This is a genomic window from Aquitalea palustris, assembly GCF_003693445.1.
Classification (GTDB): domain Bacteria; phylum Pseudomonadota; class Gammaproteobacteria; order Burkholderiales; family Chromobacteriaceae; genus Aquitalea; species Aquitalea palustris.
In genome coordinates this window covers 1-14,383 of the sequence record NZ_RFAR01000019.1, presented here as the reverse complement: position 1 = coordinate 14,383, position 14,383 = coordinate 1, and the positions used below count along the sequence as shown (strand labels likewise).

Annotated in this window: 21 protein-coding genes and 1 pseudogene; 6 read left to right on the top strand and 16 right to left on the bottom strand. The window is 59.2% G+C overall.

The features are described 5' to 3' along the window. Window positions 1–51 precede the first annotated feature (51 nt). Genes EAY64_RS05540 through EAY64_RS20500 form a run of 13 tightly spaced genes read right to left on the bottom strand, consistent with a single transcriptional unit; the run spans window position 52 to window position 8,169 of the window. A complete protein-coding gene (locus EAY64_RS05540; RefSeq protein ID WP_103523791.1) occupies window positions 52–699 on the bottom strand; it encodes a protease in 648 nt (215 codons plus the stop codon). Beyond that, a complete protein-coding gene (locus EAY64_RS05535) occupies window positions 696–995 on the bottom strand; it encodes a Bbp19 family protein (protein ID WP_147456184.1) in 300 nt (99 codons plus the stop codon). The genes EAY64_RS05540 and EAY64_RS05535 overlap by 4 nt, the downstream gene beginning before the upstream one ends. A gap of 40 nt (window positions 996–1,035) precedes the next feature. Beyond that, the gene (gene gp10 / locus EAY64_RS05530; RefSeq protein ID WP_103523789.1) at window positions 1,036–1,350 is read right to left on the bottom strand and encodes a capsid staple protein; all 315 of its coding nucleotides are present in this window, start codon (window positions 1,348–1,350) and stop codon (window positions 1,036–1,038) included. A gap of 11 nt (window positions 1,351–1,361) precedes the next feature. Beyond that, on the bottom strand, window positions 1,362–1,847 hold the full coding sequence (locus tag EAY64_RS05525) for a hypothetical protein (protein WP_103523788.1): 486 nt from the start codon (window positions 1,845–1,847) through the stop codon (window positions 1,362–1,364). A 10-nt stretch (window positions 1,848–1,857) separates the two neighbouring features. Further along, window positions 1,858–2,139: a spike base protein, RCAP_Rcc01079 family gene (locus tag EAY64_RS05520; protein ID WP_103523787.1), complete on the bottom strand. Its 282-nt coding sequence runs from the start codon at window positions 2,137–2,139 to the stop codon at window positions 1,858–1,860. A 3-nt stretch (window positions 2,140–2,142) separates the two neighbouring features. Beyond that, window positions 2,143–3,834, bottom strand: coding sequence for a portal protein (locus EAY64_RS05515; protein WP_103523786.1), 1,692 nt, complete (start codon window positions 3,832–3,834; stop codon window positions 2,143–2,145). Beyond that, on the bottom strand, window positions 3,827–4,345 hold the full coding sequence (locus EAY64_RS05510) for a hypothetical protein (RefSeq protein WP_147456183.1): 519 nt from the start codon (window positions 4,343–4,345) through the stop codon (window positions 3,827–3,829). The genes EAY64_RS05515 and EAY64_RS05510 overlap by 8 nt, the downstream gene beginning before the upstream one ends. A gap of 3 nt (window positions 4,346–4,348) precedes the next feature. Next, window positions 4,349–5,047 (bottom strand): hypothetical protein, encoded by a 699-nt coding sequence (locus EAY64_RS05505; RefSeq protein WP_103523784.1) that lies wholly within the window; start codon window positions 5,045–5,047, stop codon window positions 4,349–4,351. A 1-nt stretch (window position 5,048) separates the two neighbouring features. Beyond that, on the bottom strand, window positions 5,049–5,324 hold the full coding sequence (locus tag EAY64_RS05500; protein WP_103523783.1) for a hypothetical protein: 276 nt from the start codon (window positions 5,322–5,324) through the stop codon (window positions 5,049–5,051). Further along, window positions 5,325–5,780: a GNAT family N-acetyltransferase gene (locus EAY64_RS05495; protein ID WP_103523782.1), complete on the bottom strand. Its 456-nt coding sequence runs from the start codon at window positions 5,778–5,780 to the stop codon at window positions 5,325–5,327. A gap of 10 nt (window positions 5,781–5,790) precedes the next feature. After that, window positions 5,791–7,392 carry a terminase gene (locus EAY64_RS05490; RefSeq protein WP_103523781.1) on the bottom strand — a complete coding sequence of 534 codons (1,602 nt, stop codon included), beginning with the start codon at window positions 7,390–7,392 and terminating at the stop codon, window positions 5,791–5,793. Continuing rightward, entirely contained in the window at window positions 7,370–7,954 is a 585-nt protein-coding gene (locus tag EAY64_RS05485) for a terminase small subunit-like protein (protein WP_199734392.1), read from the bottom strand. The genes EAY64_RS05490 and EAY64_RS05485 overlap by 23 nt, the downstream gene beginning before the upstream one ends. Before the next feature lie 41 nt (window positions 7,955–7,995). Then, on the bottom strand, window positions 7,996–8,169 hold the full coding sequence (locus EAY64_RS20500; RefSeq protein WP_199105721.1) for a hypothetical protein: 174 nt from the start codon (window positions 8,167–8,169) through the stop codon (window positions 7,996–7,998). Between the two features lie 61 nt (window positions 8,170–8,230). Here EAY64_RS20500 and EAY64_RS05480 point away from each other — a divergent pair, with 61 nt between their 5' ends. Continuing rightward, window positions 8,231–8,806, top strand: coding sequence for a hypothetical protein (locus EAY64_RS05480; protein ID WP_113023951.1), 576 nt, complete (start codon window positions 8,231–8,233; stop codon window positions 8,804–8,806). Between the two features lie 122 nt (window positions 8,807–8,928). Here the strand turns inward: EAY64_RS05480 and EAY64_RS05475 are convergent, their stop codons facing one another. Continuing rightward, on the bottom strand, window positions 8,929–11,466 hold the full coding sequence (locus tag EAY64_RS05475) for a phage/plasmid primase, P4 family (protein WP_103523778.1): 2,538 nt from the start codon (window positions 11,464–11,466) through the stop codon (window positions 8,929–8,931). Then, the gene (locus EAY64_RS05470; protein WP_103523777.1) at window positions 11,463–11,693 is read right to left on the bottom strand and encodes a YdaS family helix-turn-helix protein; all 231 of its coding nucleotides are present in this window, start codon (window positions 11,691–11,693) and stop codon (window positions 11,463–11,465) included. The genes EAY64_RS05475 and EAY64_RS05470 overlap by 4 nt, the downstream gene beginning before the upstream one ends. A 179-nt stretch (window positions 11,694–11,872) precedes the next feature. Between EAY64_RS05470 and EAY64_RS20865 the strand changes: the two are divergent. Together EAY64_RS20865 and EAY64_RS20565 are read left to right on the top strand one after the other, a co-directional pair. Continuing rightward, window positions 11,873–11,992: pseudogene (locus EAY64_RS20865) on the top strand (helix-turn-helix domain-containing protein); the annotation flags it as partial. 303 nt (window positions 11,993–12,295) lie between these two features. Further along, window positions 12,296–12,712 (top strand): hypothetical protein, encoded by a 417-nt coding sequence (locus EAY64_RS20565; protein WP_226034156.1) that lies wholly within the window; start codon window positions 12,296–12,298, stop codon window positions 12,710–12,712. Between the two features lie 31 nt (window positions 12,713–12,743). Here EAY64_RS20565 and EAY64_RS05460 read toward each other — a convergent pair whose 3' ends face one another. Next, window positions 12,744–13,034: a hypothetical protein gene (locus EAY64_RS05460; RefSeq protein ID WP_103523775.1), complete on the bottom strand. Its 291-nt coding sequence runs from the start codon at window positions 13,032–13,034 to the stop codon at window positions 12,744–12,746. Window positions 13,035–13,097: 63 nt separating this feature from the next. Here EAY64_RS05460 and EAY64_RS05455 point away from each other — a divergent pair, with 63 nt between their 5' ends. The 3 genes from EAY64_RS05455 to EAY64_RS05445 all read left to right on the top strand — a co-directional run. Then, window positions 13,098–13,520: a hypothetical protein gene (locus tag EAY64_RS05455; protein WP_103523774.1), complete on the top strand. Its 423-nt coding sequence runs from the start codon at window positions 13,098–13,100 to the stop codon at window positions 13,518–13,520. A 10-nt stretch (window positions 13,521–13,530) separates the two neighbouring features. Continuing rightward, window positions 13,531–13,944, top strand: coding sequence for a hypothetical protein (locus EAY64_RS05450; protein ID WP_103523773.1), 414 nt, complete (start codon window positions 13,531–13,533; stop codon window positions 13,942–13,944). A gap of 3 nt (window positions 13,945–13,947) precedes the next feature. Next, a partial coding sequence (locus EAY64_RS05445; RefSeq protein ID WP_199734391.1) for a DUF7666 domain-containing protein occupies window positions 13,948–14,383 on the top strand: 436 nt, incomplete at its 3' end.

The window sequence follows — 14,383 nt, the reverse complement described above, 5'->3', positions numbered from 1 at the left end:
CGGTTTGTTCGGGAGGCACAGCGCTTCGCAGCGTTAATGCCGAAAAACTGATTACTTGCTGGGGTAAAGCTTGTTGCTTGCGCTTTGCTCAGTACCAGCAGGCTTGCCGGCCGGAACGAAGGGCGCAGAGCTGATTTTTTGCCCGGCACGGTAAAAGGCCCGGATTACTTCCGGGTGGTTACCAAGGCCGGTTTTGTTCAGTACTTCGGTAAGCTCCGGAGTGCCAAAGGCCTCCAGTGCTTTCTTGGCGATGGCAAGGTTTTCCTGCAGCTTGTCGCCGCCGAACTCCTTGTCGGTTTTAGCTTTGTCCGCCCAGTCGTTAACCATTTGCTGGTGTGCGGCTTGCTGAGCGGCCTCGATCTGCGGGGCTACGCTGTCCAGCATTTTCTGCGCACCCTCTTGGCTCAGATCCAGCTCGCGGGCGATCTTTTCAAATTCGGCAAGGACAACAGGGGAGAGCTCTTTGCCCTCCTGGGCTTTGAATTCGTACTTTTCCGGGGCCTTGAGCGCAGGCTTGTCATCCGCCTTGGTGGTTGCCTCGCTGGTGCTCTCTGCCGGAGTTTCTGCGGTTTGGCTGGTCTGGGCGTCCGTGCCGGTTAGCACGGTGCCTTCAGCCGGTGCGGTGGTTGCTTCAGTCGTGGTCGACGCGCCGGTGTCTTGTGTGGTCCCGGTATCGGTCGCTGCGGTTTCAGTGGTCACTGGTTCGCTTCCTTGAGCATTTCCGCGTAACGCTCGGGGCAGTGTTCGGTGAGCATCGCCAAGAAGCGCAATCCGCTGTTGCGGTTGCCTTCGTTGAATGACATCTGCAGGGCGTTAGTGCTAAACGACAAGCGGAAAACACCGGCTTGCTGCAGAAGGCGGTTTGCAATGCGCCGACCCCGTTTGTTCGCCATCAACCACTTGACGTCGTCGATCTCGGTACGTGCTGCAAGGGCGGCCGCGTCTGCGCGTCGCGCTGCTTCATTTTCGATCTCAACAGTATCAAGTGGGTCCATGGGAAGATTGTGGACGGACGCAAAAACGGCTTGTACACCGTCAGTCGCCATACAGCATGGATGCGCTGTTGCTGGAGGACTGTCCGCCCTCTGGCGTGATCTCCAGAGACGTGATCTGCAAGGCTAGGGTGACGTCAATTCCGTCGCTATCGCCGTCCACGTCGGCGTCCTGCGTGACAGTTACCACGGTTGCTAAAGCGCGAAGCCCGACGGTGGCGCCGGCGCTGGGGGGATTGTGTTGCAGTCCCAGCGCCTCTACCTGGTCCTCGCTGAGGCAGATACGCAAGCCATAGCCGTAGGGGTTGGTCGGCATGGCGTGATCGCCGTCACCTTGTTTCATGTCTACGAGTGCCATGCCGTTTTTCCTTATGCAGTCAGATGGAAATCAATATTGGCGTTGGCTGTCAACGCTGCGCCAAGGTTGATGGTGATGGTACCGGCACCCGGCACCACGTTCTTGATCCAGCCGGTGGAATCATTGCTGGACAGGTTAGCGAAAGCCTTGGTCAAAGCGGTCACCTGGCTGTTGCTGATCACCAACTGGGTTGCGCCGGCGAGTGCAGTGAAGCGGCCGGAGGAGTAGTTGATGGTGGGGGCGTTGGTAGCGGTGCCACCATTGGCGACGCTGATATCCTGTACAGAAGCATCCGTACCGGGGAAGGGTACGGTGACGCCACTCTTGGTCATCCGCAAGCCCACAACGTTACCCACGCCACCCGGCACGTCCATAACGTGGACCGGGACGTAATCTTCGGCACCGTATGCATCAACGACGCCTTTCAAGCGCCCTTGACCGGCAGCGGTATTGGTATCGAACAGATGGTTGGATGGTTCGGTGGTGTAGCCGGACATGGGTGTCTCCTCAGTAGCAAGCAACGATGTTGCCGGCAGCAATCGTGGTGCCGGTTGCCCAGATGCGCTGGGCGCGGATATAGGTCACCCCGAACCAGCTGGATGAGATGGTCAGCGTGACGGTGGTGCCCAACGGAGTGGTGAGCTTCACGGTCCCACTGCCGGTGAAAATGAGTGCGCGGCAGGGACCGTTCGGCAGGTCAGCCCCATCGTTGGGCGTAACAACCTGCATGTCGTTGATCGGGGTGAGGTCGTTCGAGGTATCCAAGAACGGATATTTGCTACTGAACATGGCTTAGCCTCCAGGGGTCGAGCTGAGGCCCTGGCTGTATAAGCCGAGGACATCGCTGGCAGCATTGCCGCCGGTTGTCGGGGTCTGGCCAAGGTTTTTGGCCACTTGGGATTGCACCAGTTGCTGTTGAGCCTTGGCAGCTTGGGCTTGCTGCTGGGCGCGTTGCTGGCGGATCTGCTGTACTTGGTCTTCCGACACGATCAGATCCGGATTGACGCCGAGGGCGTCGCTGTACTCATCGGCCCACTTGTCGGCGTCGAACTTGTCGAGCACTTCGGGCTTGAACTGTGCAACCTGGCCGAGTGCAGCGCTGAAGCGGTCGATGCCGTTGGTTACGACAGCGCGCTGGGCCTGCGCCAGCATGGAGACCAGTTCGACGGATAGCTGCACGCCCTGCATCTCAGGCGGGGGCGGGGGCAAGATGCGACGGTCCACCATCTCGTGGAAGGTCGACTTGATCAGCGGAGTCAGCAGCTCGTCCTGCAAGCGCTCGAGCACTGGGCCGAGCATCAACATTTTCTCTTCGTGGCGTTCGGCCACCTCTGTCGCGGTCATGCGCGTGGTGGCCGCGTTGTCCTGGCTGATCATCATGAACAGGTCCAGGAAGAAGGACTGGTTGATGCGCTGGCGCACGTCTTGAATGTCGGTCAGCAGGTACTGCAGATTGAGATTCACCTCAAAGGCTGACTGCACGGCCTTGCCGCCACCCGCTGCGTCGACGAAGGTGATGCCGCCCGGCAGGCGCTCAATGTCGCGGTTCTTCATGGACGTTGGGACTTGCAGCGGCGGGTTGACCTGATAGTCGATCGCTTGGGCTTTGCGCAGTTGCTGGTGCTGGAGCTGCTTCACGTCACCCAAAGCTTCCATGCCGGGGCTGTTCCCATAAATGTCACCGCCGGCGACATCCCAGCGGGGGCACACCGCCGGGAAACGCTCGAAGCCGGACTCCCGCAGGAACTTGCCTTCTGCATTGCCTTGCTCAAGGTAGATGTCGCGCCAGGCCATGTTCATTGCGTCCAGTTTGGACGGGTCGCGGTCAGAGCGCGGCTCGATGGCGTGCAGGACGGTCACCCATGAATCAAGCGTGCCGCGCTCATACATGTTGCGCGTACCAGGGGACACGTTATCGATGCCGAATTCCTTCACCAGCTGGCCGACAGTCAGCTGGAATTCGCGGTAAAGCGTATCGACGCGCCCTTGGAAGTTGGTCGCGATGGCGTATTCGCCGATAGTGATCGGGTGGCAATGGATGACGTTGGTAGCATCCGGGGCGATGATGAACGCGCCGGTGCCGAACGCGCCCAGCTCGCGGTAAACCGAGTGCAGGGCACGGTAGGTGTTGGACTTCTGGAAGACGGTCAGCATCAGCTGCGTGCAGTCGTTCAGCCACTGCTTGACCGCGGGCTGCTTGTTCATGTCGCGGTCGGTCGTGGCCAAGGCGAACCAGGGGCGGGCAGGGCTGGTCAGGCCTCCCATCAGGCCGGCTGCCAGTACGCTCAATGCACGCAGGCCGGTGTTGTCGTAGATATTGCCGTGGCGCTTGCCGCCGCGGTCGCGGTCGGTGATGAAATAGCGCCCTTGGCGCGGGGACAGGTACGCAGTGATCTCGGCCCAATGCGCCCACCATGTGGCCCTCTCGCTCTTAAGCACACCCCACCGACTGGTTATTTGCTGGCGTGGTGTCAGCTCAGCCATTGGCGCTCACCTTGTCCTTCCTGAACGCACGCAAGCCGTTTTCCAGTCTCGGCAGCCAGCGGCAGTTAAGCGGCTCATAGTTTCCGGACGGGTCGATGCGGTCGATTTCGCAGCCTTCCGGGCGAGGGCCCATGTCGCGATAGAACGCCTCGAAGCTATCCTGCCACGGTTGGCATACACGGATGCCCTTGCCCCCGTACCACTGCCACGCTTTGGTGTTGCTGTTGCTACAACGCTCTCGCATCTTTTCCCATGATTTGTACTCGCGGGAATGAGCCATGCCGTGAGTACGATTGCGGCGCGATAGCTTCTGCACCTCGCCTGACTGCATACGCTCTCTGCGGATGCAGCCGCACGACACGGTAGATCCCGTGACCAGATGCGCGCGTTGGACGATCTTCTCGCTGCCGCAGGTGCACCGGCATTGCCAATACGTCCGCCCATTGGTCGTGTGGTCGTGAGCCAATACAGTCAAGCGACCAAATGTTTTCCCGGTAATGGAATCAGCCATGGTTTAGCCCCCGAGAGTGGATGAGGATGTGTTCGTTGAAATGCCCCCGGCCTGCGCCAGCAGCGAGTTGGCTACGCTCAGGCTGCCACCGCCTCCCGTACCTGCCGCTTGCGCACTGATACCGTTGTTGGCGCTGCTGGACGACTGAGACAGCGAGGTGCTGCCCAATGCCAGCGAGTTGCTGGCGGGTTGCGCGGAAGCTAGGCCAATAATCTCGGATCCGTTGCCGCCCTGAGCCTGTACTGAGTGCACGTCAGAAAAATCAGTACTCTGCTGGTAGCTGGTTTCTCCCAACTCGTTCGCCACCCAACCGCTGTTTGTTGTTGGGTCCTGACTGGCGCTGTAGCCGGCTGTTGCAGCCAGGCCGCCGAACAGTGAACCAATCGGGCCGCCAAGTAGGCCGCCAAAGAACGAGCCGATCTTGCCCGAAGCCATTGAACCTGGGTCGACGCTGGCCGCAATCGAACTGAAAACGTTCTTGATCCTGTCAGCCAAGGACTGCGGAGTGTTGTCCGCATTGAGACCCATGGCGTAGTTGGCTGCCGCAGTGGCTGCGTTGCTACCGGTATTCGCGCCGCCCCAGCCGCCACCAATGCCTTCACCATCGGCATCGCCCATGCCTGATGCGGCCGCTTTCCCAAGGCCACGGCCGCTGTCGTTGCCCGAGTCGTTGCCGTTGTCACCACCTTCACCGTCTGCCATGTCAGCTCCCCAGCAGAGTGTTCTTTTGCAAGTTCAGTGAATTGGGATCGACGCCACCGGCACCGGTCAGCATCGTGCTGGCTGCGCTGGGCGCACTGCCTGCACCACCATTCGCGCTGGTGTTGATGCCGGACTGCACTGACTCTGCGGTCGGTGTGCTAGCCGCCTGAGAGGCCGGTACGGCTTCCGCCGCTGACGGCGCGGTGATCGTCGGCGCCTTGGATTGCGACGCGCTGTACACGGTGGCAGCAACCATGGCTGCGGCGGACCAACCCATTTACAGCTCCTCGCTGAACAGGATGTCTTGCACCCTGCAGCCAAGGCGCGGCAGCAATGCCGCCAGCGCAGTGTTCTCTTTGGCGTGCCAGGTCATGAACTGGACGCCGCGCTCTTTGCACGCGGCCCGGGTGGCATCGATCAACTGCAGACCGACCTTGCCGTTTCGGTAAGGCTTGGCCAGGAAGATCATGTCGTTATGGCCGCACAGCAGATCGCGGTAGTGCAGGTGATTGGTCACGATATTCACGCTGTAACCAATCAGCGCATCACCGTCGTAAGCACCCAGGCAAACCAACAGGCCTTGCTCTTCCAGCGCTTGGTAACGTTCCAGGTCAGGGGCGAACACCATCACGCTCTTGTTGAGCGCGATCTCGTCGTAATGCTGCTGGCCCAGCGCCATGTTGGCGGCGATGTGGCCGGCGAGATTGGTCAGTGGGCGGATGGTGATGGCCATGGTGTGGTCCTTACATGTTTGCGTAGGGATCGTAGGTCGACAGGCTTCCGCCTTGTACACCGCCGTACCCAATGGCGCGTGCAACCTGCATCTTGGGCGTGTCGATCAGGGCGAGGATGAACGCGCTGGCCCAGTCAGGGGATCGGCCAATCCGCTTGACGATGGCGTCGCGGGACTCGACCTGGATGGTGCTGCCGCGCAGCTCCCACTTGGGCGCGGTCAGGTCAGCCAGCAGCTGCGGATCTGGCGGCAAGGCGATGCCCGTGTTGTTGGCCGGGTCCAGGGCTTCGCGGAATTGCCACCAGTACTGACTGCGCTGATTGGCAAATTGCAGCCGGCCGCTGCGGTCTGTGCTGGTTGCCTTCTCCGCAACGTTGACGCCGATGACGTGTTGCCGCGCCGTGTTCAGGTAATCGTATGGGCTGGCGCCCACGCCGATGATGTCGATGTGGATGGGCGCACCGTTACGGGCTGCAGCGATGGCCAGGCCGGCCACTGTCGGGCCGTCTGGGGTCTGCGCGCCGGGGTATGCCAAGGCCCGGTCAAACCACATGCCATGGCGACGGGCAATGACAGTGTTGTCCTTGCCGCCACGGGCAACGTCCACGCCAGTGCTGTCCATCTCCGGTTTCGGGTACAGGTCTTGCCAGCGTGCCTGCGCGGCCTCGACCCACGCGGTCGGGATCACCTGCCAAGGGTCATCCTCAATACCTGCGGAGAAGTCACCATTGAGCATTTGCGAGCGCAGGGGCTCGGGCAGCGATTGCAGGGTGGCGATGTAGCCAGTGCCGGCCAGGTAGGGGTTGTCGGTGACACGCGAGGGGATGAACGTCCGCGACTTCGGTACCACGATGTCGGTTGAGTTGAAAGCCGCGGGGTTGAAGTCATAGACGCGTTCGCCGTCAACAAACACGAACTGTCTGCCGTCCGGCACCTCGATATCGTCACCGGTTGCCGGGTCAACAGCAAACCAACGCAACTCGCCGGGCTTGGCCGGGTTGGGGTGCTTCTTGTCGAGCCAAGGGCCAAAGTACTTGGTGATCCAACGCCCTTCGGCAGTGGTCGGCGGGTTGAAGCACATCAGGACGCGGCAGCGCTGGTTCGGGTTCTGCGCATTCCGGTTCCAGCCCATCAGGAAGCGCACGGCGCTTTCCCGCATGTTGGCGGCCTCGTCGTAGATGATCAGGTCGTGAGGTCGCCCCTGGTACTTGGTTTCGTCGTTCGGGTTGGGGAATGAGCCTAGCTCTACCTGACGCCGCTTGCCGTCTGGCGTGGTGAAGCGGGCAACGTTCAGACGGTCGAAGGTAATGCCCGGCACCAGCGTGCGCAGACGGTCAGTCACGCCGGTCAGCTCGGTGCCGTTCTCACGGAAGATGGCCGTGACCTCGTGCTCTGTAAGCGCAAGGCCGCAAGCCAGGTCAGTCTTGCCGCCACCAGCAGCACCACCAAAGCCAGTGATATCTGCCTGGGTGAAGTAGGCAAGGGTTTGTGGGCCGGGCAGGGGCGACCATATCGTTGTGTCAGTAGCGAGCAGGCCCTCGACCTCCGCCCGTTCTTCTGGCGTCAGGAAGCGCAGCAGCTCCTCGATTTCAGATGAGGTCGGAGACGTCATCGTCATCACCGTTGGCTTGGGCTTGCTTGCGGGCGGCTGCCCGTGCGATCAATGCAGCAAGGCGGGCAGCCGCCGCGCCGTCATCAAGCTGCACAGGGCCACCGCCCTTGCCAGTCAGCTCGATGCTGGTGTTATCGCGGTACTTCTCAGGGGCGTGGGCCTTGAGGGTGAAAATCAGCAGCGTGTCGCTGTATTTCTTCACCGTGGCCACCATCGGATTGCCATTGGCGTCGAGGCGCTGCTGGTAGCGCGGCGAGCCTTTCTCGTCCAGGGCGTGGCTGCCGTCAGGATCCAGCACGGGGTCGAAGAGGGGGGTGAACTGGCCTTGGTGCACCAGCGGATCGTCTACGCCTTCCACGGCGCGGCGAATCGCTTCGTCTTCCAGGACGCTCACGCCGACCTTCAGCGCATGGTCCCAGGCGTCGCGAAACTCAGGCAGCTCTTTGCGCCAGGCGTAGGCGGTAACTCGTGAAATGCCCACAGCTGCGCAGGCTTTGGATACCTGAGCAGTCTCGGCAAGGGCTGCGCAAAATGCGGTCAGCTTTTCAGGGGTTAGTTTCATGCTGAACAGTCTGGAACGACTGATTCAGCGCTTGTACACCCTCAGCGGGTGCGGTACTTGCAAATCCTCACCACGTAGTCGCGGCTGACGTCGAACATGGTAGCCAATCGCCGATAGCCAATGCCGTCACGCTCGTGCAGCAAGCGCATCAGCTCGACCTCGTGGTCGGTCAACTTCGCCTTCCAGTGGTCTTGCCCAAAATTCCTGAAGCTCATGGTGCACTCCTCGAACACGTAAAATTTTGCTAATATGGTTTATGAAAGGTGGGTAATCGGCATGCGTAAAATAGCTAACTTCTTAAGTTCTGCAATGATTATTCTGTCCATCGGGGTACTGATCAATTCCGTCGATGGTGAGGTCCATTATTTCGAGGCTGCCAGGTTTGCGGGAGAGTTGCTCGGATCTGCTTTAATCGCATTGCCTGCTTTTCTTTATTTTTTCGCTCAAGAAAAAGAGAATATACAGATCGGCCATTGGGCCAGTGCGGTGAATATGCTTGCATGGGTTGTATGCGCCGTGTCCGCAATATTTATAGTCACCAATCAAGCAATGCCAGCAGTACCGTTGGTTATCCTTGCTGGGTTTAGCTGCTGGCTCAATCAGCGTGCCTTGAAAAGTAAATACGGAGACGTCCACCTTGTGAGGCTGATAAAAGATTTTTGTTTGCCGAACTCTCCAGAGCGAAAAATACTATTGATAATTACTGTCCCGCTTTTTGCTATAGGTGCTATTAAACACCACGTCGAATACGATTTGGGTTTGGCGTCATTGGTTTTTATGGTCGCGGCAGCAACAACTTTGTTTTTTGCGCTAACTCCCGTAATTGATTGGGTTAAGAAGCCTAACAAGTAAAAATTTCACGTTGGGCGGGTTGGGCGGGTTGGGCGGGTTGCGCCCTTTTTTCCTAAACTCTCTACACATGTATATAGGGTTTTATTAAAAACTCACTCAACCCGCCCAACCCGCCCAAACAACTACACCAAGTCATCAAAATCAGCCCGAATACGCAAACCTGCGCGCATTCGCTTACCCCCAGGAAGCTTGAGCGCAGGAAAACGCGCATCCAACCTGCGGCCAAGTGATACGCTGTTTTTCACATACATCAGCAATCCGCGACTTTTTGCGTATTGCTCCCACGAGCGCCACAGTGCCGACGACTCTTCGCGAAAAAGGGGGTCAACCTCGCAACACTCTTCCAGCCATTCGGACAGGATATCCATCTGACTACGGTAGGATTCACCGGCCTCGCGAACAGCCCCCACTGTGGCCAAACCATCGCGCTGGAATGCCAACGCACCCTGCACGACCCACGCCAGAATGCCTTCACGCTCCGCTGTAAGTTTCGCTTCGCGCTCTGGGTCCTTCTTGATGGTGGGGTCTGACTCGAAATTACGGGTGAACGGAAGCAGCATCAGGCGACGCCATATGCCGTTGTCGGAGCCCTTCACAATGGGCTTGTGGTTGGTCGGCATGAACACTACCCAGCTGGGCATGATCTCCACCGTATCCCGACTGTAGAGGCCGCGCGCCGTGATGGCATCGCCGCCGGTCATGGCCTTGACCGACCCCTCGCGCAGCTCGCTGTTCTCGTCCGGCTCATTCACGTAGACGAACCGCGCACCCTTCAGGCGCAGCAGATCCTCACGGGCACCACCGGCATTGCCGCCGCGACCATCGCTGACGAAAGTGTTGGCGTCCGCTGACCGGGCGTAGTCGCCAAAAGCCATACGGATGGCCCCCAGCACGGTGGACTTGCCGTTACTGCCATTACCGTGAGGGATGACCATCACGTCCTGGGTTGGCTGGCCCATGGCGGCGTAGCCAACCAACCGCTGGAAAAACGACACCATGTCCAAGTCATCGTTAAACACCTCCGCCACCGTACGCTGGAACAGCGGGCAAGTAGCAGCGGGGTCGAAGTTGCACCCGGCTACCTTGGTGATGCGCAGATCAGGATCAGGCTCAAGCAATTCTCCGGTGCGCAGGTCTACTACGCCATTGGCCACGCCCAGCAGGTGAGCATGCTTGTCCAGCTCGCGGGCCGGCACGTTTACGCGCGGGTCGGACTGGGCCAGTGTCACCATATTGCGCACCATCTTGGCCTGCTGGCTGACGGCACAAAACTTGAAGAACTCGGCAGGCTCCGGATGGTCTTCAATTTCCTGCACCAGCGCTTTCACCGTCTCTTTGGCCATGTGCTCGACCTCGACGTCCAGCGCCCGGCGCCAATACACGCCGGTCCAGCAGTGCCAGGCAGCCAGCTCAGGCACGTACATCAGCCCTTGGCCATACTTGTCGAGCATGCGCTCAGCGTTGCCGAACTCGGTCAGCGGCCGGCGCGCCTTCACAGTCGGTGGGGTAGGTTCGCGCAGGGCGCGGGTCAGATCGGCCGCAGGGAGCGCCACGCCAGTGACCTGGCGGTACCGGCTGCGCATGGCGGCCACAACCTCTGGCCGCAGCTCCGGTGTTTCGCTTATTACCTGGCGTGCGATGGCCGCAACTTCGTCCAGCAGCACCATGCCGTCGTCGCAACGATCGATCAGCAGCTTGAGCTCGTCCATACCCTGGCGCTTTTCCGTCCGCAGCACCACGCGCAGGGCCTGCTTGCCGGCCTTGAGGATCCAGCGCACCGTCGCCGGCGAACGACCAGACTGGCCAAAGGAGGCCCAGCGCTTCTCAAGGTCCTCACGCCCCTGGTAATTCGGTGCGGTTGCGCTCCATTCGTCCCAAGCATCCAGTGCTGCGATGTCGGCACCGTACTCGTGGTGCAGGGCCATGCCGGCGCGCAACCAGGTGTCGTAATCGTGGCAGTTGATATAGCTCAGCGCCTTCTTCACCTCGGACAGGGCGATGCCCACGGCCGGTTCAAACGACATCAGCGGGTCATCGTCAGCCGTTGTCGACTGGAACGTAGACGCGCCGCCCTTCACCTGGTGCATGCCGGCTTCTGCCGCCATCTGCTCGAACACGGCCAATGCCTGGGTGATCTGCGCTTGCGTCACGATGGGCAGGGAGTCTGCCCGCATGTACTCGAGGCCACCGAACAGATCGACCCACTCGTAGGGCTGCTGGGTGTCGGGGTGAATGTGATAGACCACGAACTGTTGGCCCCGGCCCAGGATCTCGACCCGGTGGCGATCCTCGAACTCATCTTCGAACCAAGCACTGGCTGCCTTGCTCCAACCGTCATCCGCTGCCCGGTAGGCCAGCAGAATCTTGGGCGCGTTGCCGATGCGCTCGCAGGTAGGGCCAATGTTGTCCTGGCACCAGGTAGTGAAGCGCTGGGCCAGCTCAGGGTCGGTCGTGTCGATGTCGATGGCGCAGATAGGGTTGGCGCCCTGGCCGCAAAGGATACCGACGCCATGGTCGGGGTAGTTGCTGAGGTCAGTAGCCCCCAGGCGGGAATGCTGCCAGTTGGGAAGCGCAGGGCGCTTATGGCCCGGCGTGATGGGGACGATAAGGTAGCCGTTGGCCAGCAGTGCACGGCCTTGCTGTTGAAAGAATCGCGTCATAGGTCGGCCCCTTTGAGGTCGACCAGGTCAAGGATGCGGGGGTTGATGAGTCGGCGACGAGGGATGCCGTAGAGGGCTTCAATCTCGATCGCGCGTTTAAGGGGGACGTAGCCCAGTTGAAGCCAGCGGGAAACTCTTTGCTGGGATACGCCGAGGGCCGTACCTAAAGCGCTTTGGGAGCCCGCTGCGTCGATTGCAAGGCGGACCCCCGTGCTCGTTGGCGTCATGTTGCGCCTCCTTTGTGGTCAGGAATCACAACATGCTACAACATAACAACAAAATACAACAACAATTTGGTGGTTATGTCGGTGTAGTGTGCAATGCGCATTTACGCAAGTAAGACTAAGCTGTACAACAATAATGTTGTATAGTTTGTTCAGAATTAACGTTAGCAATTGAGAATCGCATGACCGCAACCGTACGTAGCATGCTGGATGATGACCTGCGCGCTCTCGGGATGACCCAAAAAGATTTTGGTGAAAAGCTGGGCATTAGCCAGCAGGCAATTAGTCAGTGGTGTAGTAGGAACACAATCCCGAAACGAAGTCGAGAGCTAGTTATTCAAGTCTTAGGACCAGATGCTCGACTTAGCGCTGCACTTCGAGATGGTGCTCTTGATGGGACAGCCTTTCAAAGGGATTTGGACGTCCTACCATCGCGTCCCTCCGTGTACCCACCAACGGGGCAGACTCATGCGTTCGACAGCACGTTAGTTCAAACCGGTAGCCGCAGCACAAATAGCTATGCCCTTCGAGCACTAGAGACGCAAGCCATCTTCAGGAAACTCAGAGATAGTTCGTCAATAGACCCGGATTCGTTGCAAAAGACTATGAAAATAGGACCTATCACCTTCCGGGCGGGATTGGTCTCTAACAACCTCGTGGTGGATTATTTCAGCTATACGAGTGTCGATATGTTGGCTCTCATAGGGACTAAGAGGTTGCTCAATATCCTTACGATAAAGAGGGCGGACGAGATCCGAGAGCACCGCCGAGCGTACATGCTGATCGCGCTAGCCTCATCTGTAGTAGCCCCCACCCACGTTGATGCGACGAAGTTCGATAGAGTTTTTGGCGAGCTAGAGTTGCAGTGCCAACTCTTTGGGGTCTCTTTACTTAAGGCTGGTTCCGTCGACGAGCTCGTCTCCTGCATCCTTGCCGCCCAGGATGATTTCTACCCCGAGATGAGCGAGGCCGATAAGGCGCTTTTCTCCGAGTACTTAGATGATCTGGACGGCATGCCGTAATAACAGCCACTGCCGATTACAAAACGCGCCCTCAGGCGCGTTTTTTGTTGTGCCACGAAACAACAAATACAACTTTGTTGTTGACTACAATGTTGTTGTGGCTTAGTCTTACCACATCAACAACAAAGTTGTGGTGACAAGCATGACAGCTACCCCCCTTCGCCCCGGTCGCCTGTACCGGGTAACAGGCAACGGCCTGGACATCATCGTACGTGCAGCCCACGGCTGCGACGCCATCCTCCTTGTCGCTGACAGGGTCTGGACCCTCCACAACCGCAAGTAAGGCGACCTCGCCCAGGGCTTCGATTTTCAACGTGAACATCGTGGCTGTTGGAAGCAAGAGAGCGGAGCCCTGGGCCAGATCGCTTTACAAGGAGATCTTCAGATGTACCTCAAGAACCTGAACAACACCGAGCTTTTGCGCACTGCCGACCAGCTGCGCGACCCGCTTACCAGCACCGACATGGAGCTGGAGCTGATCGAACGCTTTGCCCCGCTGCTGGATAAGGCCGAGCAGCTCAGCGCCATCGAGGAAAAGCTGCTGGACCTCGGTATCGAGGACACCAACTGGCTGACCGAACTGCTGTCTGTCCTCGCCAGCAACGACATCACCGATTGCGAAAAACTGATCTACAAGCTCCGCACACACAGCGCTCTTTACGACCTGGTGCGCGAGGACGAGGAGCTGCCCGCACAGCTGGAAGAGCTTGCCAAGGCACCGGAGATTCAGCTCACCACCGTTTACAACCTGCAAGACCACGCCGCCAGTCTCACGAAGCTGGCAGAACTCACGACCACGCTTTTGTAAGGAGCGAACCATGTCACTTGAAGCTGTTATCGAGGCCAACACCTCTGCCATCCGTGAACTGATCGAAGCGATTAAGACCGGCGTCCCGACCACCGCCGCCCAGGTAGCCGCTGTTGCTACCGAAGCCACACCGGCCAAGAGCGAGAGCAAGTCGGCCAAGGCGGAAAAGGTTGATGCTGCCAATGTCGCCGAGCCGAAGACCGAAGCGGTAAAGGTCGAGGAAAAGGCCGCTGCCGCCACCGAGCAGCCTGCGCCGCCGTCGTACAAGGATGCCAGCGAAGCGATCGTTGCGCTGTCCAAGGGCAAGGGCCGCGATGCAGCTGTGGCAATCCTGAATAAATTCGGCGTAAGCAAGTTGCCGGATCTGGACCCGTCGCGCTTCGCCGACATCATCGACGCAGCTAAAGCCGCCCTGGAGGCCTAAGCGATGGCGACCACCAAGAAACGCACCAGCAAGGCTGCCGCCCCGGCGCCTACCGAAGTGCTGACCGCATTCAAAGGTTTTAACAAAGACCTGCGCTGCCGGGATTTTCAGTATGCGGTTGGCGAAACCTACACGCACGAAGGCAAGGTCAAGGCCTGCGAATCGGGATTTCACGCCTGCGAGGCGCCCCTTGATGTTTTCAGCTATTACCCGCCTGCAGATAGCCGTTTCGCCCTGGTGAAGGCCACCGGTGCGATCAGTCGTGAATCGAATAGCAGCGACACCAAAATCGCTAGCGCAGTGCTGACTGTCGAGGCTGAAATCGGCTTGCCGGGCCTGCTGTCTCGCGCAGTTGAGTGGGTGATGGCCAAGATTGACCACTCTATTGAACAGACTTTGGTCACCGGCAACCGGTCGGCGGCAACCAACACCGGCAACC

Bases quoted from the DNA above. Each gene is read 5' to 3' on its own strand.
- EAY64_RS05535 (WP_147456184.1), bottom strand. From the start codon at position 995: ATGGACCCACTTGATACTGTTGAGATCGAAAATGAAGCAGCGCGACGC.
- gp10 (WP_103523789.1), bottom strand. From the start codon at position 1,350: ATGGCACTCGTAGACATGAAACAAGGTGACGGCGATCACGCCATGCCG.
- EAY64_RS05525 (WP_103523788.1), bottom strand. From the start codon at position 1,847: ATGTCCGGCTACACCACCGAACCATCCAACCATCTGTTCGATACCAAT.
- EAY64_RS05520 (WP_103523787.1), bottom strand. From the start codon at position 2,139: ATGTTCAGTAGCAAATATCCGTTCTTGGATACCTCGAACGACCTCACC.
- EAY64_RS05515 (WP_103523786.1), bottom strand. From the start codon at position 3,834: ATGGCTGAGCTGACACCACGCCAGCAAATAACCAGTCGGTGGGGTGTG.
- EAY64_RS05510 (WP_147456183.1), bottom strand. From the start codon at position 4,345: ATGGCTGATTCCATTACCGGGAAAACATTTGGTCGCTTGACTGTATTG.
- EAY64_RS05505 (WP_103523784.1), bottom strand. From the start codon at position 5,047: ATGGCAGACGGTGAAGGTGGTGACAACGGCAACGACTCGGGCAACGAC.
- EAY64_RS05500 (WP_103523783.1), bottom strand. From the start codon at position 5,324: ATGGGTTGGTCCGCCGCAGCCATGGTTGCTGCCACCGTGTACAGCGCG.
- EAY64_RS05495 (WP_103523782.1), bottom strand. From the start codon at position 5,780: ATGGCCATCACCATCCGCCCACTGACCAATCTCGCCGGCCACATCGCC.
- EAY64_RS05490 (WP_103523781.1), bottom strand. From the start codon at position 7,392: ATGACGTCTCCGACCTCATCTGAAATCGAGGAGCTGCTGCGCTTCCTG.
- EAY64_RS05485 (WP_199734392.1), bottom strand. From the start codon at position 7,954: ATGAAACTAACCCCTGAAAAGCTGACCGCATTTTGCGCAGCCCTTGCC.
- EAY64_RS20500 (WP_199105721.1), bottom strand. From the start codon at position 8,169: ATGAGCTTCAGGAATTTTGGGCAAGACCACTGGAAGGCGAAGTTGACC.
- EAY64_RS05480 (WP_113023951.1), top strand. From the start codon at position 8,231: ATGCGTAAAATAGCTAACTTCTTAAGTTCTGCAATGATTATTCTGTCC.
- EAY64_RS05475 (WP_103523778.1), bottom strand. From the start codon at position 11,466: ATGACGCGATTCTTTCAACAGCAAGGCCGTGCACTGCTGGCCAACGGC.
- EAY64_RS05470 (WP_103523777.1), bottom strand. From the start codon at position 11,693: ATGACGCCAACGAGCACGGGGGTCCGCCTTGCAATCGACGCAGCGGGC.
- EAY64_RS20565 (WP_226034156.1), top strand. From the start codon at position 12,296: ATGAAAATAGGACCTATCACCTTCCGGGCGGGATTGGTCTCTAACAAC.
- EAY64_RS05460 (WP_103523775.1), bottom strand. From the start codon at position 13,034: ATGTTCACGTTGAAAATCGAAGCCCTGGGCGAGGTCGCCTTACTTGCG.
- EAY64_RS05455 (WP_103523774.1), top strand. From the start codon at position 13,098: ATGTACCTCAAGAACCTGAACAACACCGAGCTTTTGCGCACTGCCGAC.
- EAY64_RS05450 (WP_103523773.1), top strand. From the start codon at position 13,531: ATGTCACTTGAAGCTGTTATCGAGGCCAACACCTCTGCCATCCGTGAA.